Source organism: Pseudomonas hormoni (assembly GCF_018502625.1).
Lineage (GTDB): Bacteria > Pseudomonadota > Gammaproteobacteria > Pseudomonadales > Pseudomonadaceae > Aquipseudomonas > Aquipseudomonas hormoni.
In genome coordinates this window covers 3,866,801-3,891,090 of record NZ_CP075566.1, presented here as the reverse complement: position 1 = coordinate 3,891,090, position 24,290 = coordinate 3,866,801, and the positions used below count along the sequence as shown (strand labels likewise).

General features: G+C 58.9%; 15 protein-coding genes. 9 read left to right on the top strand and 6 right to left on the bottom strand.

What is annotated here, in order from left to right; genetic code table 11:
* Positions 1-130: 130 nt before the first annotated feature.
* The 3 genes from ngg to mnmC form a co-directional block, all read right to left on the bottom strand.
* On the bottom strand, positions 131-1,879 hold the full coding sequence (gene ngg, locus KJF94_RS18020; RefSeq protein WP_214377607.1) for an N-acetylglutaminylglutamine synthetase: 1,749 nt from the start codon (positions 1,877-1,879) through the stop codon (positions 131-133).
* Positions 1,880-1,882: 3 nt separating this feature from the next.
* Complete coding sequence (locus KJF94_RS18015) at positions 1,883-3,655, bottom strand: N-acetylglutaminylglutamine amidotransferase (protein ID WP_214377606.1); 1,773 nt, start codon at positions 3,653-3,655, stop codon at positions 1,883-1,885.
* Between the two features lie 452 nt (positions 3,656-4,107).
* Entirely contained in the window at positions 4,108-6,090 is a 1,983-nt protein-coding gene (mnmC, locus tag KJF94_RS18010) for a bifunctional tRNA (5-methylaminomethyl-2-thiouridine)(34)-methyltransferase MnmC2/FAD-dependent 5-carboxymethylaminomethyl-2-thiouridine(34) oxidoreductase MnmC1 (RefSeq protein WP_214377605.1), read from the bottom strand.
* A gap of 240 nt (positions 6,091-6,330) precedes the next feature.
* Here mnmC and pap point away from each other — a divergent pair, with 240 nt between their 5' ends.
* Together pap and KJF94_RS18000 are read left to right on the top strand one after the other, a co-directional pair.
* A complete protein-coding gene (pap, locus tag KJF94_RS18005) occupies positions 6,331-7,854 on the top strand; it encodes a polyphosphate:AMP phosphotransferase (protein ID WP_214377604.1) in 1,524 nt (507 codons plus the stop codon).
* A gap of 101 nt (positions 7,855-7,955) precedes the next feature.
* Positions 7,956-9,140, top strand: coding sequence for a thiolase family protein (locus KJF94_RS18000; protein ID WP_214377603.1), 1,185 nt, complete (start codon positions 7,956-7,958; stop codon positions 9,138-9,140).
* Positions 9,141-9,271: 131 nt separating this feature from the next.
* Here the strand turns inward: KJF94_RS18000 and KJF94_RS17995 are convergent, their stop codons facing one another.
* On the bottom strand, positions 9,272-9,466 hold the full coding sequence (locus KJF94_RS17995) for a DUF6316 family protein (RefSeq protein ID WP_214377602.1): 195 nt from the start codon (positions 9,464-9,466) through the stop codon (positions 9,272-9,274).
* A 201-nt stretch (positions 9,467-9,667) separates the two neighbouring features.
* On the opposite strand from KJF94_RS17995, the gene KJF94_RS17990 reads away from it, so the two are divergent.
* Positions 9,668-10,627 carry a DMT family transporter gene (locus KJF94_RS17990; RefSeq protein WP_214377601.1) on the top strand — a complete coding sequence of 320 codons (960 nt, stop codon included), beginning with the start codon at positions 9,668-9,670 and terminating at the stop codon, positions 10,625-10,627.
* A 131-nt stretch (positions 10,628-10,758) separates the two neighbouring features.
* Here KJF94_RS17990 and KJF94_RS17985 read toward each other — a convergent pair whose 3' ends face one another.
* Positions 10,759-12,153: a class II fumarate hydratase gene (locus KJF94_RS17985; protein WP_214384897.1), complete on the bottom strand. Its 1,395-nt coding sequence runs from the start codon at positions 12,151-12,153 to the stop codon at positions 10,759-10,761.
* A 192-nt stretch (positions 12,154-12,345) separates the two neighbouring features.
* On the opposite strand from KJF94_RS17985, the gene KJF94_RS17980 reads away from it, so the two are divergent.
* The 5 genes from KJF94_RS17980 to KJF94_RS17960 all read left to right on the top strand — a co-directional run bounded on the left by KJF94_RS17980 (position 12,346) and on the right by KJF94_RS17960 (position 16,867).
* A complete protein-coding gene (locus KJF94_RS17980; protein ID WP_214377600.1) occupies positions 12,346-12,876 on the top strand; it encodes a DUF2059 domain-containing protein in 531 nt (176 codons plus the stop codon).
* Positions 12,877-12,888: 12 nt separating this feature from the next.
* Positions 12,889-13,188 carry a BolA family protein gene (locus KJF94_RS17975; RefSeq protein WP_017340055.1) on the top strand — a complete coding sequence of 100 codons (300 nt, stop codon included), beginning with the start codon at positions 12,889-12,891 and terminating at the stop codon, positions 13,186-13,188.
* Between the two features lie 285 nt (positions 13,189-13,473).
* Complete coding sequence (gene trhO, locus KJF94_RS17970) at positions 13,474-14,415, top strand: oxygen-dependent tRNA uridine(34) hydroxylase TrhO (protein WP_214377599.1); 942 nt, start codon at positions 13,474-13,476, stop codon at positions 14,413-14,415.
* 3 nt (positions 14,416-14,418) lie between these two features.
* Positions 14,419-15,057 carry a DsbA family protein gene (locus KJF94_RS17965; RefSeq protein WP_214377598.1) on the top strand — a complete coding sequence of 213 codons (639 nt, stop codon included), beginning with the start codon at positions 14,419-14,421 and terminating at the stop codon, positions 15,055-15,057.
* Positions 15,050-16,867 (top strand): ABC transporter ATP-binding protein, encoded by a 1,818-nt coding sequence (locus KJF94_RS17960; protein ID WP_214377597.1) that lies wholly within the window; start codon positions 15,050-15,052, stop codon positions 16,865-16,867. Before KJF94_RS17965 ends, KJF94_RS17960 begins: the two co-directional genes overlap by 8 nt.
* A gap of 7 nt (positions 16,868-16,874) precedes the next feature.
* Here KJF94_RS17960 and KJF94_RS17955 read toward each other — a convergent pair whose 3' ends face one another.
* Positions 16,875-21,503, bottom strand: a complete 4,629-nt coding sequence (locus KJF94_RS17955; RefSeq protein ID WP_214377596.1) for a hypothetical protein — start codon at positions 21,501-21,503, stop codon at positions 16,875-16,877.
* Positions 21,504-21,791: 288 nt separating this feature from the next.
* On the opposite strand from KJF94_RS17955, the gene KJF94_RS17950 reads away from it, so the two are divergent.
* Complete coding sequence (locus KJF94_RS17950; protein ID WP_214377595.1) at positions 21,792-24,251, top strand: EAL domain-containing protein; 2,460 nt, start codon at positions 21,792-21,794, stop codon at positions 24,249-24,251.
* The last annotated feature ends 39 nt before the right edge of the window (positions 24,252-24,290 follow it).

The window sequence follows — 24,290 nt, the reverse complement described above, 5'->3', positions numbered from 1 at the left end:
GCCTGTGAGGCCGTCTTCGCGGGCAAGCCTTGCTCCTACAGGGATTAGCGTCGTGCGCGATATTCCTGGCGACGCAAAACCTGTAGGAGCAAGGCTTGCCCGCGAAAGCGTCAGCCCAGACACCACATGATTAGGAAATGGCCGGCTGACTATGCGCAAACAACAAATCCACAAACCGCTCGGCCGTCGGTTGCGGCTCATGGTTGGCCAACCCGGCGCGCTCATTGGCTTCGATAAACACGTACTCCGGTTGATCCGCCGCCGGCACCATCAGGTCCAGCCCGACCATCGGAATATCCAGCGCCCGCGCCGCGCGCACGGCTGCATCCACCAGGGTCGGATGCAGGATCGCCGTGACATCCTCAAGCACACCGCCGGTATGAAGATTCGCCGTACGCCGTACGAACAGGCGTTCACCCGCCGGTAAAACGCTGCTGTAGTCGTACCCCGCCGCCTTCAACGTTCGCTGGGTTTCAGCGTCCAGCGGGATTTTGCTTTCGCCACTGGTGGCCGCCTGCCGTCGCCGACTCTGGGCTTCGATCAGCGCGCCGATGGAATGCTGCCCATCACCCACCACTTCCGCCGGCCGGCGAATCGCAGCGGCGACCACTTCAAAGCCGATGACCAGAATTCGCAGGTCGAGGCCTTCGTGGAAGCTTTCCAGCAGCACGCGACTGTCGAAGCGGCGGGCGGATTCGATGGCTTGCTGCACCTCTTCAATCGTCCGCAAATCCACCGCCACCCCTTGGCCCTGTTCGCCATCCAGCGGTTTGACCACCACCCGTTCGTGCTCGTCCAGGAACGCCAGATTGTCATCGGCGTTGCCCGCAAGCTGTTGCGCCGGCAGGTTCAGGCCGGCATTTTTCAGGACCTTGTGGGTCAGGCTCTTGTCCTGGCACAACGTCATGCTGATGGCACTGGTCAGGTCGCTCAGTGACTCACGGCAACGGACCCGCCGACTGCCATGGATCAAGGTGAACAGGCCCGCTTCGGCATCATCGACCTGCACTTCAATGCCACGCCGATGGGCTTCATCAACGATGATCCGCGCATACGGATTGAACTCGGCTTCCGGACCAGGGCCCAGAAACAACGGCTGATTGATCCCGTTCTTGCGCTTGATCGCAAAGGTCGACAGGTTGCGAAAGCCGAGTTTGGCGTAAAGACTTTTCGCCTGGCGGTTGTCATGCAGCACTGACAGATCGAGGTAACTCAGCCCACGGCTCATGAAGTGCTCGATCAAATGTCGCACCAGCACTTCGCCGACGCCGGGGCGCGAACAATGCGGGTCGACGGCCAGGCACCAGAGGCTGCTGCCGTTTTCCGGATCGTTGAACGCTTTGTGGTGATTGAGGCCCATGACGCTGCCGATGATCGCGCCGCTGTCCTCGTCTTCGGCCAGCCAATACACCGGGCCGCCCAGATGACGCGGAGTCAGCAGATTCGCGTCGATCGGCAACATGCCACGCGCCTGATACAGCTGATTGATCGCCTGCCAGTCCGCATCGCTTTGCGCGCGTCGAATGCGAAAACCGCGGAACACGCGGGTCGCCTGTCGGTAATCGCTGAACCACAGGCGCAACGTGTCAGACGGGTCGAGAAACAGCTGCGCGGGCTCCAGCCCCAACACTTGCTGGGGCGCGGCGACGTACAGGGCAATGTCACGCTCACCCGGCTGCTCGTTGAGCAACTCCTGGGCGAGGCTCGCCGGATCGGGGAACGTGTGGCCGATCAGCAGCCGGCCCCAACCGCAATGCACGGCAATCGGCGCGGCGCCCAATTCGCTGCCGTCTTCGGCCAGGCGCGCCTGCAAGCGTTCGTAAGAGGGCGCCTGACCGCGCAACAGGCGTTGGCTATACGCCGTGGCGTGAGGTTTCATCGATCAGATTCCTTGTTCGCTGAGCCACAGGTTCAGCGCCGCCAATTGCCACAGCTTGGAGCCGCGCAACGGGGTCAACTGGCCTTGTGGATCGGTCAGCAGACGGTCGAGCATCGCCGGGTTGAACAGGCCGCGATCCTGACTCGGATCCAGCAGCAGTTCGCGTACCCAGTTCAGCGTATCGCCTTGCAAATGCTTGAGACCCGGCACCGGGAAGTAACCCTTCTTGCGGTCAATGACTTCGCTCGGAATCACCAGCCGCGCCGCCTCTTTCAGCACTTGTTTGCCGCCGTCCGGCAGTTTGAATTTACCCGGCACCCGGGCCGACAACTCCACCAGGCGATAGTCGAGAAACGGTGTGCGCGCTTCCAGACCCCAGGCCATGGTCATGTTGTCGACGCGTTTTACCGGGTCGTCCACCAGCATCACGGTGCTGTCCAGACGCAAGGCTTTGTCCACCGCCGCATCGGCTCCGGGCTGTGCGAAATGTTCCTTCACGAAGTCGCCGGCGGCGTCATTCGCGGTCAGCCATTTCGGCTGCACGGTGGCGGCGTAGTCCTCGTAGCTGCGGTCGAAGAATGCATCGCGATAAGCCGCGTAGGGATCGGCAGCGCCATCGACCTGGGGATACCAGTGATACCCGGCGAACAACTCGTCCGCACCCTGGCCGCTCTGCACCACTTTGCAATGTTTGGCCACTTCGCGGGACAGCAGATAGAACGCAATGCAGTCGTGGCTGACCATCGGCTCGCTCATGGCGCGGAACGCCGCCGGCAGTTGCTCGATGATCTCTTTTTCATCGATACGCAGTTGGTGGTGCTGGGTGCCGTAATGCTTGGCAATCAGGTCCGAATACTGGAACTCGTCGCCACGCTCGCCGCCGGCATCCTGGAAACCGATGGAGAACGTCGACAGGTTTTCCACACCGACTTCACGCAGCAGACCGACCAGCATGCTCGAGTCGACGCCGCCCGAAAGCAGCACGCCGACATCCACTGCCGCGCGTTGACGGATCGCCACGGCATCACGGGTGCTGTCGAGCACACGGTCGCGCCAGTCTTCCAGTGTCAGATTCATCTCGTCGGCGCGTGGGCCGTAGGGCAGGGTCCACCAGGTTTTCTGCTCAGTGCTGCCGTCAGCTTCGATACGCATCCAGGTCGCGGGCGGCAGCTTTTCGATGCCGGCCAGCAAGGTGCGCGGCGCAGGAACCACGGCGTGGAAGTTCAAATAGTGATTGAGCGCCACTGGATCGAGGATCGGGTTGATATCGCCACCCTTGAGCAACGCCGGCAGAGCGGAAGCAAAGCGCAGGCGCTGGCCGGTGCGCGACAGGTACAGTGGCTTTACGCCGAGACGGTCGCGGGCGATGAACAGGCGCTTGGCGTCACGTTCCCAAATGGCAAAGGCAAACATGCCGTTGAGTTTTGGCAACAGCGCCTCGCCCCAGGCGTGATAACCCTTGAGCAGCACTTCGGTGTCGCCGCCGGAATAGAAGGCGTAACCGAGGCTTTCCAGTTCGGCGCGCAGTTCCGGAAAGTTGTAGATCGCGCCATTGAACGCCAGGGACAGGCCCAATTGATTGTCGACCATCGGCTGCGCCGAGCCGTCCGACAGGTCCATGATTTTCAGGCGACGGTGGCCAAGGGCGATCGGCCCCTGGCTGAAAAAGCCCCACGCGTCAGGTCCGCGAGGTGCCAGGTGATGGGTGATTCGTTCAACGGCTGCAAGGTCCGCAGGTTGATGATCAAAGCGTAACTCGCCAGCTAATCCGCACATAAAGTCCTTACCGGTTTTTCCGTTGGGGAGGGTCAATCGATACCCGGCCAAAACGGCGGGTACTCAGAAACTGACCCCCTCGGATTTCAGGAGTTTTATATCGATCGGTTATAAGCGAGGGACACGGACGAATGGCTGGTACAGCAAAAAAGCCCATCGGCCGGCTGATAAGTGGTGCTACGCCACATTAGCGTGTTGCTTGAACGCCGCGGATTCACCCCTCGAAATCGCCGGGCATAGCGCAATGCTGTTCACTTAAAAGAGTCTTGAATCCGAGAAACCTGTGGCGAGGGAGCTTGCTCCCGCTTGAGTGCGTAGCACTCACATAAATCGGCAATGGTTGTCAGATTTTTGGGGCCGCTACGCAGCCCAGCGCGAGCAAGCTCGCTCGCCACAAAGAGGTATGCACGAGGTAAGCGTCGTGAGCACTTCTGCGATGTCCATTGAGCCAATCAGGGCTTGCCCCGAATCAGTCGACGCAAGGCAAAGCGGTTCGGATGACACGCTTCGGCCACGGCTCTGGGCAATGGCAGCGGTTCGTTATCCAGCCACGCAGCGAGCAATTCGCCTGACAATGGCGCGGTGATCAGGCCGCGCGAGCCGTGGCCACTGTTGACATACAAGCCATCCAGCCAGGGGCAAGGGATGTCCGGAGTTTGCCGGGCATCCTTGCTCAGGGCACTGTAGGCATCGGCGAATGCCTGACTGTCGGCCAAGGGCCCGACAATCGGCAGGTAGTCCGGGCTGGTGCAGCGAAACGCTGCGCGACCCTCGAGAGCTTCGGGCTGCAATTTGTCCGCGCCGAGCCGGGTGAGCAGGTCTGCGGAGATTTCTTCGAGCATCTGCAGATTACCGGCATGCTCGGCAGCGGTCGGTGTCAGGTCGTCGTTGTTGAAATCGAAACTGGCGCCCAGCGTATGTTCACCCAATCGTGCCGGGGCGACATAACCTTCGGCGCAGACCATGGTGCTCAGGCTTTGGCTCTCACGTGTCTGGGGCAGGCGAGTGATCTGTCCGCGAATGCGTTTGAGCGGCAACTCGCTGCTGTAAGGGAAACGCTTGATTTCGGCAGCGCCGGCCAAGACCACCACCGGTGCATCGGACAGCAACGTGTCGCCATCCCAGGCTTGCCAGTGGCCATCCACACGGCGCAGTTCCAGCACATCGTGATGGGTCAGAATCCGGATGTCGGGGTGTTTCGCTTGTCTTTGGCACAAGGCCGGCGGATGCACCCATCCGCCTTCGGGGTAATACAACCCGCCCCATTGCAGGCCGATACCCGCACGCGCCTCGGCCTGTTCTCTATCGAGTGTGTGCAGCAAGTCTTCGGGAAACGCCTGCACCAGCTGCGCCTGACGCTCGGCTTCCTTGGCGTTGAAGGCCAGTTGCAGCACGCCGCATCCGTCCCAGTCGACACCCCGCTGCAACTGTTCCAGCACGCGTCGGGTGTAACCGAATCCACTGACGATCAATTGCGACAACGCCGTGCCATGGGCCGAAAGCTTGAGGTAAAGCACGCCCTGAGGATTGCCCGAGGCTTCCTGCGCCAGCTCGTCGTGACGCTCCAGCAGACTGACCTGCCAACCCCGTGCCGCGAGGCTGGCGGCCGTCGCGCAACCGGCCAGGCCGGCACCGATCACCAGTGCCCGACGTTCGTCGGTCAGCGGCGTCGGGCGCGCAAACCATGGTTTGGCCGCGGCGGGCGCCGGGACTTCTTCAGGCCAGCCAAGGAACGTGCCCCGCAGGATTTCCCATTTGTGGCCGATGCCGGGCGTGCGCTTCATCTTGAAGCCCGCTGCATTCAGCAGACGACGTACCCAACCGGTGCTGGTGAAGGTGCTGATGGTTGAACCGGGTGCCGCGAGACGGGCGAGTTCGGCAAACAGTTCGGCCGTCCACATATCGGGGTTTTTCGCCGGGGCGAAACCGTCGAGAAACCAGGCGTCGATCTGTGCGTCCAGTTGTGGCAACTGCTCGAGTGCATCGCCGATCAACAGGGTCAACGTCACGCGACCGTTATCCAGTACCAGCCGCTGGAAGCCTTGATGGATCGCCACGTACTGCGCGAGCAACTGATCGGCAAACAGCTTGAGCTCTGGCCATAACGCCAGCGCCCGTTGCAGATCAGGCGCACTTAGCGGGTACTTTTCGACACTGACAAAATGCAGCCGCGCACCGGCCACTGCGTGTTGTTCGAACAACTGCCAGGCGCACAGGAAATTCAGCCCGGTGCCGAACCCGGTCTCGCCAATCACCAGCCTCCCGCCCACCGGCAATGCGGTAAAGCGTTCACGCAAGGCGTTCTGTTCGAGGAAAACGTAACGGGTTTCATCCAGCCCGGACAGGTCGGAAAAATACACATCATCGAACACCCGCGAACGCGGGAGCCCTTGGTCGTCCCAGTCGAGCTGGGCGTGGGGCGATACAGGTTTCATGGCAGGCTCGGCAACGGCAAGGCGGCCATTCTAGCCGATCGCCGATAATCGGGCGGTGATGATGGTGCGGACTCGAACCGCTTTTCGTAGGAGCATGGCTTGCCAGCGAAGGCGTCCTCAAGTACGCCTTCGCTGGCAAGCCATGCTCCTACAAAGAGCGGTGCAACATCACGAGGAATTTCCCCGTCGTCCAGCTGCCCAATCCGCTAGTCTTGCCACAATCTGGAAAGGGAGCCCTTCATGTTCGAATCTGCTGAAATCGGTCACGTCATCGACAAAGAAACCTATGAAGCCGAAGTCCCGGCGTTGCGTGAAGCGCTGCTCGAGGCGCAGTTCGAACTTCAGCAGCAAAAGCGTTTTCCGGTGATCATTTTGATCAACGGCATCGAAGGTGCCGGCAAGGGCGAAACGGTGAAACTGCTCAATGAGTGGATGGACCCGCGCCTGATCGAGGTCCGCACCTTCGATCACCAGACCGACGAAGAACTGGCGCGGCCACCGGCCTGGCGTTACTGGCGGATGCTCCCGGCCAAGGGCCGCATGGGGATTTTTTTCGGTAACTGGTACAGCCAGATGTTGCAGGCCCGGGTGCATGGTGTGTTCAAGGACCCGCGACTCGATCAAGGCATCAATGCGGCCGAACGCCTGGAGAAGATGTTGTGCGATGAAGGCGCGTTGATTTTCAAGTTCTGGTTTCACCTGTCCAAGAAACAAATGAAGGCGCGCCTCAAGGCCCTGGCCGACGACCCGCTGCACAGCTGGCGCATCAGCCCGCTGGACTGGCAGCAATCGCAGACCTACGACAAGTTCGTGAAATACGGCGAACGCATTTTGCGCCGCACCAGCCGCGACTACGCACCCTGGCATGTGATCGCCGGAATGGACCCGCGCTATCGGAGCCTGGCGGTCGGCAAGATTTTGCTCGAAGGCCTGCAAGGCGCGCTGAAAAGACCGAAGATTCACCCGGATAAAGTCAGCGCCGCGCCCTTGGGCAGCAGCGTCGATCAGGTCAACCTGCTCGACAGCCTTGACCTGACTCTGCAGCTGGACAAGGACGATTACGAAGAGCAGCTGATCACCGAACAGGCGCGGTTCTCGGGGTTGATGCGCGACAAACGCATGCGCCGCCACGCCTTGATCGCGGTGTTCGAAGGCAACGACGCGGCAGGCAAGGGCGGGGCGATCCGGCGGGTTGCTGCAGCGCTTGACCCGCGCCAGTACAGCATCGTGCCGATTGCGGCACCCACCGAGGAGGAGCGGGCACACCCGTACCTGTGGCGGTTCTGGCGACATATTCCGGCGCGGGCAAAATTCACGGTGTTTGACCGCTCTTGGTATGGCCGGGTGCTGGTGGAGCGCATTGAAGGCTTTTGCAGCCCCGCGGACTGGCTGCGTGCCTACAGTGAGATCAACGACTTCGAAGAGCAGATCGCTGATGCCGGGGTGATCGTGGTCAAGTTCTGGCTGGCCATCGATAAAGAAACACAAATGGAGCGCTTCGAAGAGCGCGAGCAGATCCCCTTCAAGCGCTTCAAGATCACCGAAGATGACTGGCGCAATCGCGAAAAGTGGGATGCCTACCGGGCCGCGGTCGGCGACATGGTCGACCGCACCAGTACCGAAATTTCGCCCTGGACCCTGGTAGAAGCCAACGACAAGCGCTGGGCGCGGGTCAAGGTCTTGCGCACGCTCAACCAGGCGCTGGAAGAGGCGTTCGAAAAGTCCGACAAGCACGAGAAGAAGCTGAAAAAACTCAAGGTGTGAGCCGATGGCTACGCATACGCGGGGTGAATGATTGTCGCGACCGGTAACAGGTGGACTTATGCTCGATCCACTCTCAACCCATAACAACAATGAGGTATGCCATGCGTGAAGTGGTGATCGTCGACAGCGTGCGGACCGGCCTGGCCAAGTCCTTTCGCGGCAAGTTCAACCAGACCCGTCCGGACGACATGGCGGCTCACTGCGTCAATGCACTGCTGACACGCTCGGGCATCGACCCGGCCAGTGTCGAGGATTGCATCGTCGGTGCCGGCTCCAACGAAGGCGCCCAAGGCTACAACATCGGTCGCAACGTCGCGGTGCTGTCGCGCCTGGGCACCGGCACCGCCGGCATGACCCTCAACCGGTTCTGCTCGTCGGGCTTACAGGCGATTGCCATCGCCGCCAACCAGATCGCTTCGGGTTGCAGCGACATCATCGTCGCCGGTGGCGTCGAGTCCATCAGCCTGACGATGAAAAGCGTCAACACCGACAACCTGATCAACCCGCTGCTGAAAGAGCAGGTGCCGGGCATCTACTTCCCCATGGGCCAGACCGCCGAAATCGTCGCCCGTCGTTACAACGTCAGCCGCGAAGAACAGGACCTGTACGCCCTGCAAAGTCAGCAACGTACCGCACAGGCACAGGCCGCCGGTTTGTTCGACGATGAAATCGTGCCGATGGCCGTCAAGTATCGCGTTGAAGACAAGGCCACCGGGCAGGTGCAGATCCTCGACGGCATCGTCGATCGCGACGACTGCAATCGCCCGGATACTACGCTGGAGAGTCTGTCGGGGTTGAAGCCGGTGTTTGCCGAAGACGGTTCGGTCACGGCGGGCAACTCGTCGCAGTTGTCTGATGGTGCTTCGATGACGCTGGTGATGAGTCTGGAAAAAGCGCTGGAACTGGGGTTGAAACCGAAAGCGTTCTTCCGCGGTTTCACGGTGGCAGGTTGCGAGCCGGATGAAATGGGCATCGGTCCGGTGTTCTCAGTGCCGAAGTTGCTCAAGGCCAAGGGTTTGCAGGTGGCCGACATTGACCTGTGGGAGCTCAACGAAGCGTTCGCTTCGCAATGCCTGTACAGCCGCAACCGGCTGGGGATCGATAACGAGAAGTACAACGTCAATGGCGGCTCGATTTCCATCGGTCACCCGTTCGGCATGACCGGGTCGCGTCAGGTCGGGCATCTTGTGCGGGAATTGCAGCGGCGGAATTTGCGTTACGGCGTTGTGACCATGTGCGTGGGTGGCGGGATGGGCGCTACGGGGTTATTTGAAGCGGTGCGTTAAGCCTTAAGCGTTTGTGGTGATTGTTACATCGCCATCGCCGGCAAGCCGGTCTCGCTCCCACATGGGATCTATGTCACATAGCTGACCCTGTGGGAGCGAGACCGGCTTGCCGGCGATGGCAGCGCCGCGGTCTATCGACCAGCGCCTAGAAGCTGCATCCGCGCGACATAAGCCTCAATCTCCCGCGCAGCCGCCTCCGGGTTTTCAAACGGCCCCTCCAGCGTGTTTTCCCGGGTACTGAAATACAACTCCCCGTTTACCCGACACATCCGGTCACTGCGAAAGTGCGTGGCGGGGGCGTTGTCCTGGGCGCGCATGCCATACATGGCGATCTCCTGAAGGTGGGTAGATCCAATGAGCTTATGCATGAACCGCTTAAAGCGCCTGACCAACCGATCGACGGCATCGCGCCAATTTATTGCTGCGACCCGCACAGTTTCATTTGCGTCCGCTTGCCAACTGTCCCTGTGTGCCAGGCGCCGCTGCGCCTAGAATGACGATTCTTGCCATCTGGCCTTGGGGTACGCATGCACATTTCATCCGGTCGCTGGGTTTACGGCCTGTTCCTGGCCTTGTTGACCGCGTTGTTGTGGGGAATCCTGCCGATCAAACTCAAGCAAGTGCTGCTGGTGATGGACCCGGTCACGGTGACCTGGTTTCGGCTGATGGTGTCCGGCGGCTGCCTGTTCATTTACCTGGCAGCCACCAAGCGCCTGCCGAGCCGCAAGGTGCTCGGTCCGCGCGGTGGCTGGCTGGTGCTGATGGCGGTGCTCGGCCTGGTAGGCAATTACGTGCTTTATTTGATGGGCCTGAACCTGCTCAGCCCGGGCACCGCGCAACTGGTGGTGCAGATGGGGCCGATCATGTTGCTGATCGCCAGCCTGTTTGTGTTCAAGGAACGCTTCAGCGTGGGGCAGGGGATTGGCCTGCTGGTGTTGCTGATTGGTTTCGGGCTGTTTTTCAATCAGCGCCTGGCCGAGTTGCTTACCTCGCTCACTGACTACACGGCGGGTGTGCTGCTGGTGTTGTTGGCGTCCACGGTCTGGACGTTCTATGCCCTTGGGCAGAAGCAATTGCTGACGGTGTGGAATTCGTTGCAGGTGATGATGGTGATCTATCTGTTCTGCGGGCTGTTGCTGACGCCGTGGGTGCATCCGCTGGAAGCACTGCAACTGACTCCACTGCAGGGCTGGCTGTTGCTGGCGTGCTGCATGAATACGCTGATTGCGTATGGCGCGTTTGCCGAAGCGCTGGCGCACTGGGAGGCCTCGCGGGTGAGTGCGACGCTGGCGATCACGCCGTTGGTGACGTTTGCGGCCGTTGCCATGGCCGCCTGGTTGTGGCCGGAATATGTGCATGCCGAGACGATCAATGGTCTGGGGTATGGCGGGGCGGTGCTGGTAGTGCTGGGGTCGGCGCTGGTGGCGTTGGGGCCGTCGTTGATCGCGGGGCTCAAGGCCCGGAAGATCAGAGTGGCGACCAGTTAGACCGCGTTATCGTTCTTCGCGGGCAAGCCTCGCTCCTACAGATTTTGTGTCGATCACAATATTCAGGACCGACACATGACCTGTAGGAGCAAGGCTTGCCCGCGAAGACTGACTAACAGGCGACCAAAATCTCAGCCCTTGGCCCCGGCCTCCAGCATATTCTCCGGCCTTACCCAGGCATCAAACTGTTCATCCGTCAGATACCCCAACTGCAACGCCGCCTCCCGCAAGGTCAGCCCTTCGGCGTAGGCCTTCTTGGCAATCTCCGCCGACTTGTCATACCCGATATGCGGGTTCAGCGCCGTCACCAGCATCAAGCCACGCTCCAGATGTTCAGCCATTTTCTCGGCATCCGGCTCCAGGCCGGCGATGCAGTGCTGCTGGAAGTTGCTGCAGCCATCGCCCAGCAGACGGATCGATTGCAGCAGGTTGTGGATGATCACCGGTTTGAACACGTTCAGTTGCAAGTGCCCCTGACTGGCGGCGAAACCGATGGCAACGTCGTTGCCCAGCACCTGACACGCCAACATAGACAGCGCTTCGCACTGGGTCGGGTTGACCTTGCCGGGCATGATCGAGCTGCCAGGTTCGTTGGCCGGCAACTTCACTTCGGCAAAACCGGCACGTGGTCCGGAACCCAGCAGGCGCAAGTCGTTGGCGATTTTCATCAGGGTCACGGCCAGGGTTTTCAGCGCGCCGGACAACGTGGTCAACGGCTCATGGCCCGCCAGTGCAGCGAATTTGTTGGGTGCGGTAACAAACGGCAGACCGGAGAGCGCGGCCAGCTCGGAGGCAATCGCTTCGCCAAAACCGTGCGGTGAGTTCAGCCCGGTGCCGACCGCAGTGCCACCCTGGGCCAGTTCACACACGGCGGGCAGGGCGCTGCGGATCGCCCGTTCGGCGTAGTCCAGTTGTGCGATGAACGCCGAGAGTTCCTGGCCGAACGTAATCGGCGTGGCATCCATCATGTGGGTGCGACCGGTCTTGACCAGCTTCATGTGCCGCGCGGCCAACTCCGCCAACCCACCGGACAGCTCGCCGATCGCCGGCAGCAAATGTTGCTGCACGGCCTGGGCGGCGGCGATGTGCATCGCGGTGGGGAAGCAGTCGTTGGAGCTTTGCGAGCGGTTGACGTGATCGTTGGGGTGCACCGGCAACTTGCCGCCGCGCGGGTTGCCGGCCAGTTCGTTGGCACGCCCGGCGATCACTTCGTTGACGTTCATGTTGCTCTGGGTGCCGCTGCCGGTCTGCCAGACCACCAGCGGGAACTGGTCGTCATGGTTGCCGTCGAGCACTTCGTCGGCGGCCTGTTCGATCAGCCGGGCGATGTCGGCGGGCAGGTCGCCATTGCGATCATTGACCCGCGCCGCGGCCTTCTTGATCAACGCCAGCCCATGCAGCACTGCCAGCGGCATACGCTCGTTGCCAATGGCGAAGTTAATCAGCGAGCGTTGCGTCTGAGCGCCCCAGTAGGCCTCATCCGGCACTTCCACCTCGCCAAGGCTGTCGGTCTCGATACGGCTCATCATGCACACTCCTGTCAGTCTGATAGCGCAGTTTAGGCCGTGATCACCGGCCGTGGTTCCATCAGTCTGGAATTTGACCGTTCAACCCCTCTAATTCAAGCCCGACAAGGCTTGGGGTTGAGTGACACAGTTTTTTAGGCGCAGAATGGACGCCCTTGGGGTTTTACCTCGCCTGCTAGAAAAGGAAACTCGATGACTCGTCTTCGTGCCATCTGTACCGCGGTTGCACTGGTTTGCGCCAGCGGCCCTGTTTTTGCCGATACCGCCAGCCACAACGCCAGTGCCGAAGCTTTCCTGACCCTGGCGCACGCTGACAAATTGGGCACTCCGGTGTACATGCAAGTGCAGCAAATGTTCGCTCAGCGCTTTGAACAGACCAAAGCCCCTGAATCGAAAAAAGCCTTGCTGGAAACCTACCAGGCCAAGGCAAACGCCGCTCTGGACGCAGCCATTGGCTGGAACAAGCTGAAGCCGGACATGGTCAAGCTGTACACCACCAACTTCAGCGAGTCCGAGCTCAAGGACCTGGTCGCGTTCTACCAGTCGCCACTGGGCAAGAAAGTCCTGGAAAAGATGCCGCAGCTGACCCAGCAATCGGCCCAGATGACGCAAGCCAAGCTGGAAAGCGCGGTGCCTGTGGTCAACAAACTGTTGGCTGACATGACCAACGAGCTGGATCCTAAAGCCGGCGCCGCTGCTCCTGCTGCCAAGAAAAAGCCTTAAGCGGAGCCGGGTATGACCATGCAACAACGCATCGAATCGACGCTGGGCCTGTTACAGCCCGAGCACCTGCAAGTGCTGGATGAAAGCCATATGCACAGTCGTGGGTTGCAAACCCATTACAAGGCCGTGGTGGTCAGCCAGCAGTTCGAGGGGCTCAATCGCGTCAAGCGTCACCAGAAAGTCTACGGCACGCTCGGCGAGCTGATGGGCGAGTTCCATGCGTTGGCGCTGCATACCTACACGCCTGAAGAATGGGCACAGATCGACGCGGCCCCGGCCTCGCCAACCTGCGCTGGCGGCAGCAAGCATTAATGTGATGGATGAGGGCTGTTGTGGCGAGGGAGCTTGCTCCCGCTGGACTGCGAAGCAGTCCCAAAACCTGCAACAGTGTTCTGTCTGAAAGAGTGCAGTCGGAGTTGCGACTGCTGCGCCCGGGCGCGGATCGGTCGGCGGGAGCAAGCTCCCTCGCCACAGAGATTGATGACAGTCCTAAAACCACACCGTTTTTGCTAGAATCCGCAACGCGCCGCTCACCCGGCGCGTTTTTTTTCGCATCCGGTTCACCCCTTACGAGGGTAGCCACCTGGAGAATCACCCATGACACAACAGATTGTCGTGGCGGCACTGTATAAGTTCGTCACCCTGGAAAACTACGTCGACCTGCGCGAGCCCCTGCTGCAGGCGATGGTCGACAACGGCATCAAAGGCACGCTGCTGATCGCCGAAGAAGGCATCAACGGCACCGTCTCCGGCAGCCGCGAAGGCATCGACGGGCTGATGGCCTGGCTCAAGAACGACCCGCGCATGGACGACATCGACCACAAAGAGTCGTACTGCGACGAGCAGCCGTTCTACCGCACCAAAGTCAAACTCAAGAAAGAAATCGTCACCCTCGGCGTCGAAGGCGTGGACCCGAACAAAAAGGTCGGCACCTACGTTGATCCAGAGAACTGGAACGCGCTGATCAGCGATCCGGAAGTGCTGTTGATCGACACGCGCAACGACTACGAGGTTTCGATTGGCACCTTTGAAGGCGCCATCGACCCGAAGACCACCAGTTTTCGTGAATTCCCCGATTACATCAAAGCCCATTTCGACCCGGCCGTGCACAAGAAGGTCGCGATGTTCTGCACCGGCGGCATTCGTTGCGAAAAGGCCTCGAGCTACATGCTCAGCCAGGGTTTCGACGAGGTCTATCACCTCAAGGGTGGCATTCTGAAGTACCTCGAAGAGGTGCCGCAGGAAGAAACCAAGTGGCAGGGCGACTGCTTCGTCTTCGATAACCGCGTGACCGTGCGCCATGACCTCAGCGAAGGCGACTACGATCAATGCCACGCCTGTCGTACGCCGGTGAGCGTCGAAGACCGCGCGTCCGAGCACTATGTGGCCGGCATCAGCTGCCCGCATTGCTGGGATAAGCTGAGCGAGAAAACCCGTCGCAGCGCCATCGATCGGCAAAAGCAGATCGAACTGGCCAAGGCTCGCAACATGCCTCACCCGATCGGCTACAACTACAAGCAAACCCCTTCCGAGGCTTGAACCATGTCTGCTCGCCGCCTGCTCTATGTGATGGACCCGATGTGTTCCTGGTGCTGGGGCTTTGCGCCGGTGGCCAACGCGCTGGTCGAACAGGCGCAGGCGGCGGGTGTGGACGTGCATCTTGTGGTGGGCGGCTTGCGCACAGGCAGTGGTTCGGCGCTGGAGCCGACCACCCGGCGCTACATTCTTGAACATTGGCAAGCGGTCACCGAGGCCACGGGCCAGCCGTTCAAGACCGAAGGCGCGTTGCCCGAAGGCTTTGTGTACGACACCGAACCCGCCTGTCGGGCATTGGTGACGGCGCGCAGCCTGGCGCCGGATTGCGCGTGGAAGTTGCTTGGTCTGATCCAGCATGCGTTTTACGCAGAAGGCCGCGATGTCACCCACGCCAGTGTGCTGGTGGAACTGGCGGAGCAGGCCGGGCTGCCGCGCATCGAGTTCGCGGCTGCGTTCGACCGCGCCGATCAACATGCCGCGACAGCGGCCGATTTCACCTGGGTGCAGGACCTCGGAATCGCCGGTTTCCCCACCTTGCTGGCTGAGCGTGATGGTCAATTGGCGTTGTTGACCAATGGCTATCAGCCTCTGAGCGTCCTGTCACCGCTGCTCGGCCGCTGGCTGGAGCGCGCTGCCTGTGCATGACCAGCCTGACGACACCGCAACCGCTACACGTGTCGATCGCCTGAGCTGGGCGGAAATCCGCCGGCTGGCCTTGCATCACAAGAAAGCCCTGTGGATCGCCAACGGCGTGGCCGTGCTGGCAACGTTGTGCAGCGTGCCGATTCCCTTGCTCTTGCCGTTGCTGGTGGACGAAGTGCTGCTGGGCCATGGCGACGCCGCGCTGAAGATCATGAACCACGCGCTGCCCGAAGGTTGGCAGAAAGCGGCGGGCTACATCGGCCTGATGCTGCTGGTGACCTTGTTGCTTCGCTGTGGCGCCTTGCTGTTCAACGTGGTGCAGGCAAAGTTGTTTGCGGCACTGGCCAAAGACATCGTCTACCGCATTCGCATACGGCTGATCGAACGGCTCAAGCGCATCTCGCTGGGCGAATACGAAAGCCTGGGCAGCGGCACGGTGACCACGCATCTGGTGACTGACCTCGATACGCTGGACAAATTCGTCGGCGAAACCCTCAGCCGTTTCCTCGTGGCCATGCTGACGCTGGTCGGTACGGCGAGCATTCTGATCTGGATGCACTGGAAACTCGCGCTGCTGATCATGCTGTTCAACCCGTTGGTGATCTACGCCACGGTGCTGCTGGGCAAGCGGGTCAAACACCTGAAGAAACTCGAGAACGACAGCACCTCGCGATTTACCCAGGCGTTAACCGAAACCCTCGATTCCATCCAGGAAGTGCGCGCCGGCAACCGACAGGGCTTTTTCCTCGGGCGCCTCGGCCAGCGGGCGCGGGAAGTACGCGATTACGCGGTGACTTCGCAGTGGAAAACCGATGCCTCGAACCGTGCCAGCGGTTTGCTGTTCCAGTTCGGCATCGATATTTTCCGCGCCGCCGCCATGCTCACGGTGTTGTTCTCCGACCTGTCCATCGGCCAGATGCTCGCGGTGTTCAGCTACCTGTGGTTCATGATCGGTCCGGTGGAACAACTGCTTAACCTGCAATACGCCTACTACGCCGCGGGCGGTGCGCTATCACGGATCAACGAGCTGCTGGCAAGGGCTGATGAGCCGGAATATCCGGGCGGCGTCGACCCGTTCAACGGTCGTGAAACCGTGGGCATCGAAGTCCAGGGATTGAGTTTCGGTTACGGCGACGAGTTGGTACTGAACCAGATGAACCTGTCCATCGCTCCCGGTGAAAAAGTCGCGATTGTCGGCGCCAGCGGCGGTGGCAAAAGTACCCTGGTGCAGTTGCTGCTGGGCCTGTACACGCCACTCGCCGGGACGATCCGCTTCGGCGGTTCCACCCAGCAGGAGATCGGTCTGGAAACGGTTCGCGAAAATGTCGCCGTGGTTCTGCAACACCCGGCGCTGTTCAATGACACCATCCGTGCCAACTTGACCATGGGCCGCGAACGCAGCGACGAAGCCTGCTGGCAAGCGCTGGAAATTGCCCAGCTGCACCAGACCGTTCGGGAGCTGCCCAACGGCCTGGACAGTATCGTCGGGCGCTCCGGCGTGCGGCTATCCGGCGGCCAGCGCCAACGCCTGGCGATTGCACGGATGGTGCTGGCCGAACCGAAAGTGGTGATCCTCGACGAGGCTACTTCAGCACTGGATGCCGCCACCGAATACAACCTGCACCAAGCGTTGGCGCGGTTTCTGAGCCACCGCACCACGCTAATCATTGCGCATCGGTTGTCCGCGGTGAAGCAGGCGGACCGGGTGCTGGTATTCGACGGCGGGCAGATTGCCGAGGATGGCGACCATCAGCAACTGATTGCTGATGGTGGGTTGTACGCCAAGCTGTATGGGCATTTGCAGCAGCATTGATTTGCCGTTACTTCCAGATGACGTTCAGCATCCCGGGGCCGCCCTCATAACCAAATTGCTTCATGACGACCGCGCATGAGTCGCAAGGCGCCATGGTGGTGGCGATCGTGATGGAATCCAGTTCCTTGGCATCCGGGTATTTACTGCGAATGGCGCGGATGAGCTTGCTTTCTGTGTCCAGCGAGGTGGGGCGAGAGGTGAGGGCAGGTTTGTAAGACTCTATATTGTCGATGGTGTGGGGGATCGCCCGTAACTTGCCGGAGTCGGAGACACTCAGTGATGTCGTCGAATAGGGAGCGCTGAGTAACGTTCGTGAAGAGGGTGCGCCGTGGTCGATGTTGAAGTAAGCCGTGTCGCCCAACATCACGGGGTTTCTATTCTTGTTTTGGCCAAACAACGGCAGGAACCCGGTGTCACCCTGTCGTCCCGAAACGCTGACATACACCTCTGCTTTCCCGGTATTTGTCCTGATTTCAGCGAACGCGATGTTTCTGACATCGTGCACGGGGTCCCCGGTTTTGGTGCTGATAATATCTTGTAGTTTTTGCATCAGGTCATCGGTTTTCAATGCCTTGGCCTCAACGCTGACGAGCGTTTCCTGAAACAGCGTGTTGAAGACCCTTTCAGTTGTCTGGCGAACACTGTCCGGCGCCCTCCAGGACGGTGACCAGGTTTTTGCGCCATCCCCGGAGTGCCTGACAATCATCCTTGTGGATTTGTCGAAAAGCACTGCTTCCCCTGGGCTGGTATCAACCTTGATCAGTTTGAGCGTATCGGGCGGATTGGCATGACCGCCAATCGGGATGGCGATCTCATCCATGGCTTTCATCGCGCGCTCGACCGCTACAGGGCCGTAAATCCTCGCCGTGTTATTGGCATTGAGCGAACCGGTGTATACCGTCAACAATTCGTCCTTGAGGTCTTTTGGCAGGGTTGACGCTTGTTTGAAATCCAACGCCTTCAGATTTTGACTTTCTGTGAGTTTGGCAACGTAAAAGTCACCCGCATTCAGGCGTGTGAAAACATACTGAGTCGATCCGTCTACTGCATCGCAAATGATCGCGCCATCTTGAAACGTATGGTTAAGGTCGTCTTTGGTCACGTTGACTTTGACTCGTCCATAGATGCCCTTGCGAAACTCCATGCTGCCGGACAGTTTTGGATAATCCATCAAGGCCCTCACTTCCATCGGTAGCCGTCCACGGGGAGCGATGTAAATGGAGTCCCCGAACCAGGGCGCCCAGCCTTTGCTTTCGTCAAACGTACCGGCGTCAGGCGTGGGGGCGGGGTCTCTTTTGACCAGTCGTGTTTCGCATAAAACATTATTAGGGGCGCGGCGGACTCGGCAGGGAATCGCTTTCCAGATGTCGTCCTCGATCAGTTCGGCGCGCCGCAGGTAGTCGCCATCGAGCCGGTACGGCACGTCGTCGAGAAACAACGTGGTACGCCCATCAACTTCAAGCACCTCGCGAACGTGAGTTTTTTTAGAGAGTTCGACAATGACGTGATCGCTGGTCTTTTCCAGTGTGTTGTAACGGGATCGCCCCAGCGAAAGATCGCTCGAGCGGGTGGAGAGTGAGGGGCCATAGGGTCTGGACGACAATGGATCGACCAAGCGGTAGTCAGCCTTGCCGGTTGAAGCCACGTTGCGTACCGGCACGTCTTCAATCCCTTTGATGGCTGCTAACCGGTCGCCGCTGGCCAAGGGCTTCCAACTGCCCGCGTCGCTGACCTGCGGCAGGCTGCGTGCGAAATCGTAATGGCCGGTTCTGATCAGCCCCTTGAGTCGGGCCATTCCGGACAGGCCGAATTTCAGCGCTTTTGTTCCCAGTATCTTGACCAGCGACGCAATGCCGTCAACCGGGTTGAGTGTTTGCAAGGTCAAAATCAGCAGCTCCTTGGTCAGATGCCGGAATGCTGGAAGTCTGGCGCGTAAGGTCAGTCGGGCTGCATTGCTGACCAGTTTTGCCGAGCCAGAGGCAAATTTGCCGATCGGTTGTGCAAATGAAAGCAGGTCGGCAAACAGGCCAAACGCTCCATGAATAAGGCGTGTTTTGTCGTCTGATGCCAAGTCTTCGATACTTTTCCAGAAGGGTATGAAGGCCTTGAAGATTTCGATGGCTTTATCTTTCCTGGCTTCTTCGCGATCGAACTGTGTCTGACCGTAGGCGGCATCGCGAAGTTTTAGCGGGTCCGTATACAGCAACCGGGTAGCAATGAAATTACTGATTGCCACGCCGCGGTTTGAAGTTAGCGTCATCGGGACACTGTCCTGGTTTGGCATCGCGCTGGAGTCTGCGGTGAAGACGTCGCCCAACTGTTCGATGATGGCCTGGCACGTCGCACCTGTTTTCGGTGCGCTCCCGGTTGAATGAGCGTCCCAGTCAAACGGTAACGTCTTATGGCGCAATACGCTGACGATGATGGGTCTACTGACTTGCCACTCCTCCGTCTTTTTGGCACCGCCGAATTGTTCCGGCGCGAGATTTTTGATGCGGCGTACTACGCCTGCTCGGGGCAGCAGTTCGTAAGTCCTTGTCTCATTGGCGTAGGTCGTCTGCAAAATCAGGCCATTACGGGCTCGCAGCGGCAGAATGATTTCTGGCGTTTCGTTCTGGGCTTCTACACCCGTGGTTGCCTTTCTCAGGCTGTAGATTTTGAGGTTGCCCCATTCAATGGCTTGGCGGTCACTGAGTGCAAGTGAGGCTAAAAGGCTGCTGATCAAGGTTTTATAGGCGGTTGTCTGTAGCGCCAGGTAGCGAGTGAAGCGTTGATCGAACATCGTTTTGATATTGGGCAAGGTGCCATTCACTATCGGTGATCCCGACGTGTCGTCGAAGCGGAAAGTTGACGTTATGGTCCGGTCACTGTCTATGGTGATGAAGAACTGACTGCGGGAGCCGTCCGCTAGCGTGTAATACCATCGTGCCTGATCATCGAGCGCGTTTGCGGCCAGCACATCGACGACCGAGAAGTAGTCGTAATCCTTACCGGGGAGCGGCGGCACACTGTTCCACCGGATTCGTTCGGTTAGTTTCCTCGCCAGTTTTCGGCCTTGCGCGATATAGGGTTTTCCAAAGAATTTTTCCGCAACCGTTTTCGCAATCGACAGGCGTTCGGGCGGCTTTTCGTCAAGTTGGGTAATGGCGTCGTTGAGAGTGGTCGTCTGTGTATCCAGTTCCGATAGCGCCAGTTCAATTTCGGGCTGTGTGTAATCCTCATGACGTTTGTGCGGGATGATCCCCTGGGTTACTGCCCAGTCCATTGTCGGAAGCAATCTTGCCAGGCTGATTTCATTCAGTTGCTCGGTTGTTGCCCCCTCGGCCCGATCGAGGGGCAGGTTAACTAGCTGCTGGAAGGTCATTCTTTCGAACACCCCGGGATCGGCAGTGTCGAGCAGGTTCACGCCATTCAGGAAATTCACCCAGACGATGGAGCTTCTGTAAGGGAGATCGGTCGGGATATTGCTGACACGGAACTCGGTTGGAAACTGGCACAGAAACAATCGTGCAATAACAATCGCCTCTTTTTCCGAAGCTGCCCGTTTTGACGCAAGCAGATGGGTTTCGAATTCGCTCCAGATCGCTTGATAGCTTTTTCCCCAATTGGATTGGGTCTGAACAGGGTAACCGGCGATCCCGTCCGGGTGTTCCGTGGTCGGCGATTGGAGCCAGATCTGTAATGCGCTGGCTATCACTTTGATGCGCCAATGAGGTGAAGTCTCTTCACCGGTAGTTCCTCCGTACCAATCCAGGGTCGATAGTAAGGTTGTTGTCAGCTTTTCGGCTTCAGGACTTTGCAGGATTTTTTGAAGGTAAACGGTTGGCGTTGCGCGAACTTGTTCAGTGGTGGCCGACGAAAGAATGTCATTGGCGAGATGGGTGAAGGGGGAAGTACTTTTTTCAGGCAGGAACTTTCTTACCGCTGCGATTATTTCCGCGCGAATGATTTGCGAGTGCAGTTCCTGCGTATTGTTGGGGAACACTGCCTGGGCAGTTAGAAATACTCGTCGATCTTTTTCCGTGGGCGGCCGCTTCAAATCGAGAATGTTAACGTCGTCCTCCAGTCTCAAGCGATAGCTGGCGATCTTTTCTTCAAGGGCATTGATGGCCGAATGTTGTTGGTTCGTATCTGTCGGATCCCAAGGGGCAAAACCGTAGAACGTGGCCATTCTGGGGAGGCTGACAAGACGGTCATAACGTATTTGTCCTCCCAGTAAACTCGCCGCCTTTTCAATTCGGATTTTAAGTGCTTGCCATTTTTCGGGGCCGGTCAATTCCAAGGCTGTTTTGTCTTGTTGATCGCGATTCGACGTCTCGTAGACCCAGGCTCCGTCTCTCGCGGTGACAATCAGATAATGAGGGGAGACGTTGTTCTTTCTGCACAGCATCTGGTAATCGCTGTCCTTCATCAACTCTTGCAATGCAAGTTGACCGACTTCGTTTTGTTTATCGAGGGGAGAAAATGTTCGGGGTTTGAGCAGTGTTTGTGCGAAATGAGTGAGGGAGCCGACTTCGGTACGCAAGAAAGACAGCAATAGTTCATAGTCTCCCAGTTGGCTTTGATAAACCTGCGCAGCAGATGGAAATGAATTTGCCGTGTCACTCGATCCGGTATTTGAATGTGTTGTTTGCATGATGGAGCTTCTCTTTTTCGTTGTTCCAGATGGCGTTGGAGTTTCGCCACCGATTACAACGGTCCAAGGGAGAAGCCGTGCGGTATATAGATAGTGCCGTGGTCGCGAGGAGGACGATTGTGTTTCGGGAAGTCTGCGGTCGGAATGGGCCACGGGGTTGGCGTCACTGAAAGTAAGGCGGCTTGCGAATGACGGCAGTTCTTGCTTGCCGGGATCACGAACGCACCCTAGTCTAGCTGTAGCGATCACGTTGGATGATGATCTGGCAGTGCTAAAACAAGGGACCTCATGAATCAAGCGCGGACTCTCGGAACGCCACGGTTATTGGGCATCGTCTGGCCATTTATCGCTGTCGTGCTGTTTCAGGCGATGCTGGGTGGCGTCAGCCTGTACGTGCTGTCGGCGGTTCGTGGCTACGTTGCTGGTGAAAGCCTCTGGTCCAAAGGCCAGAAAGACGCCATCTATTACCTCAATCTCTACGCCGACAGTCACGACGAGACGATATTCAACAAATACCAGAACGCGATCGCGGTGCCTCAGGGTGGCCACGAATTGCGTGTGGCGCTGGATCATCAGCCGCCGAATATCGAAGCCGCGCGCGTGGCGATCCTCAAGGGCGGCAACCACCCCGATGACGTCAATAGTGTGATCTGGCTGTACCTGAATTTCCGGCACTTCAGTTACCACGAGAAAGCCATCGACCTCTGGACGGTGGGCGATGCGTATCTGGTGCAACTCGATGCCATTGCGCGGGAGATGCATCAGCGCATCACCACCCGTCAGGCCACCGATGCCGATATCAAGCGCTGGAAGGATCAGATATTCGTCATCAACGAAAGTGTGACACCGGCGGCGAAGGCCTTCAGCGATGCCTTGGGCGAAGGCTCGCGGATGATCCTGCGGCTGTTGCTGGTGACCAACCTCGCCACGGCTCTGGGTTTGATCGTCCTGGCCTTGATGCGCACGCACAAACTGCTCAAGCAGCGCCATGCCTTCGCTGACGCTCTGCAGTTGGAAAAAGACCGGGCACAGATCACTTTGCAATCGATCGGCGATGGCGTGATCACCACGAATGTCGAGGGTGCGATCGCCTACATGAACCCCGCCGCCGAGGCGTTGACGCACTGGAAAGCCGAACAGGCGACGGGTTTGCCACTGGCGGCCCTGTTCAATCTGCTGGACGAGAACGCTCAGGCTGACGGATTTACGCTGATCGAGCACATTTTGAGCGGCCAGCTCAGCGGTGGCAGCGAACATTCCAAACTGATTCAACGCCTGGATGGCAGCACGGTGTCAGTTACCCTGGTGGGTGCGCCGATCAGCAACGCCGGCAAGGTCAGCGGCACCGTGCTGGTCCTGCACGACATGACGCAGGAGCGGCAATACATTGCCAATCTGTCCTGGCAGGCGACCCATGATGCCTTGACCGGTCTCGCCAACCGCCGTGAGTTCGAGTATCGCCTCGAGCAGGCGCTACACAACCTGACGCGGCAGCCGGGGCGCCATGCGTTGATGTTCCTCGATCTGGATCAATTCAAACTGGTCAACGATACCTGCGGCCACGCGGCGGGTGACGAGTTGTTGCGGCATATCTGTGCGTTGTTGCAATCGGGTTTGCGCGAAGGCGATACGCTGGCGCGGCTGGGCGGCGATGAATTTGGCATCCTGCTGGAGAACTGTGCCCCGGAAGCTGCGGAGAAAATAGCAGAGGGGTTGCGCCAGACCGTGCAGAACCTGCATTTCGTCTGGAAGGGCCGGCCGTTCGTGACCACCGTGAGCATCGGGCTGGTGCACCTCACTCAGCACCCGACCACGCTCGAAACATCACTGCGCGCCGCCGACATGGCGTGTTACATGGCCAAGGAAAAGGGCCGCAACCGGGTTCAGGTCTATCACGCCGATGATTCGGAACTGTCCCTGCGTTTCGGCGAGATGGCCTGGGTACAGCGTTTGCACATGGCGCTGGAAGAAGACCGCTTCTGTCTGTACGCCCAGGAAATCGCGGCCCTGGGTCATGTCGAGCAGGGTGGTGGACATATCGAAATTCTATTGCGCCTGCATGACGAAGCCGGGCGGATGATATTGCCCGACAGTTTTATTCCGGCCGCTGAACGTTATGGCCTGATGACTTCTCTCGATCGCTGGGTTGTAGAGAATGTGTTTAAAGTTATTGCCCAGTGCATGGCCGAACAGCGCAAAGGGCCCTTGGCGATGTGTGCGATTAATCTGTCAGGCACAACTATCGGAGATGAGGCGTTTCTGGACTTTCTACGTGAACAGTTCGTTACATACTCCATACCTCCTGAAATGATTTGTTTTGAAATCACTGAAACCAGTGCAATTTCCAATCTTGGAAGTGCAATTCGATTTATTAATGAACTCAAAGGCTTAGGCTGCCATTTTTCGCTCGACGACTTTTGCGCCGGAATGTCCTCATTCGCTTACTTGAAACATTTGCCTGTAGACTTCCTGAAGATCGACGGGAGTTTCGTAAAGGATATGCTGGACGACCCGATTAACCGCGCCATGGTCGAAGTGATCAATCACATCGGTCATGTCATGGGTAAACGCACGATTGCCGAGTTTGTCGAGTCACCCCAGATCGAGCAGGCATTGCTGGAGATCGGGGTGGATTACGCTCAAGGGTATGTGATTGAACGCCCGCATCTGTTTACCTGCGATAGTTTGCAAAGTCGTCCTGCCAGGCCTCAGCCCTTGTTGTTCAAGGCACCTGGCACGTTCCGTTGAAATCTCCTGCTGATCCTTACAATCACAATCAAAAGGAAC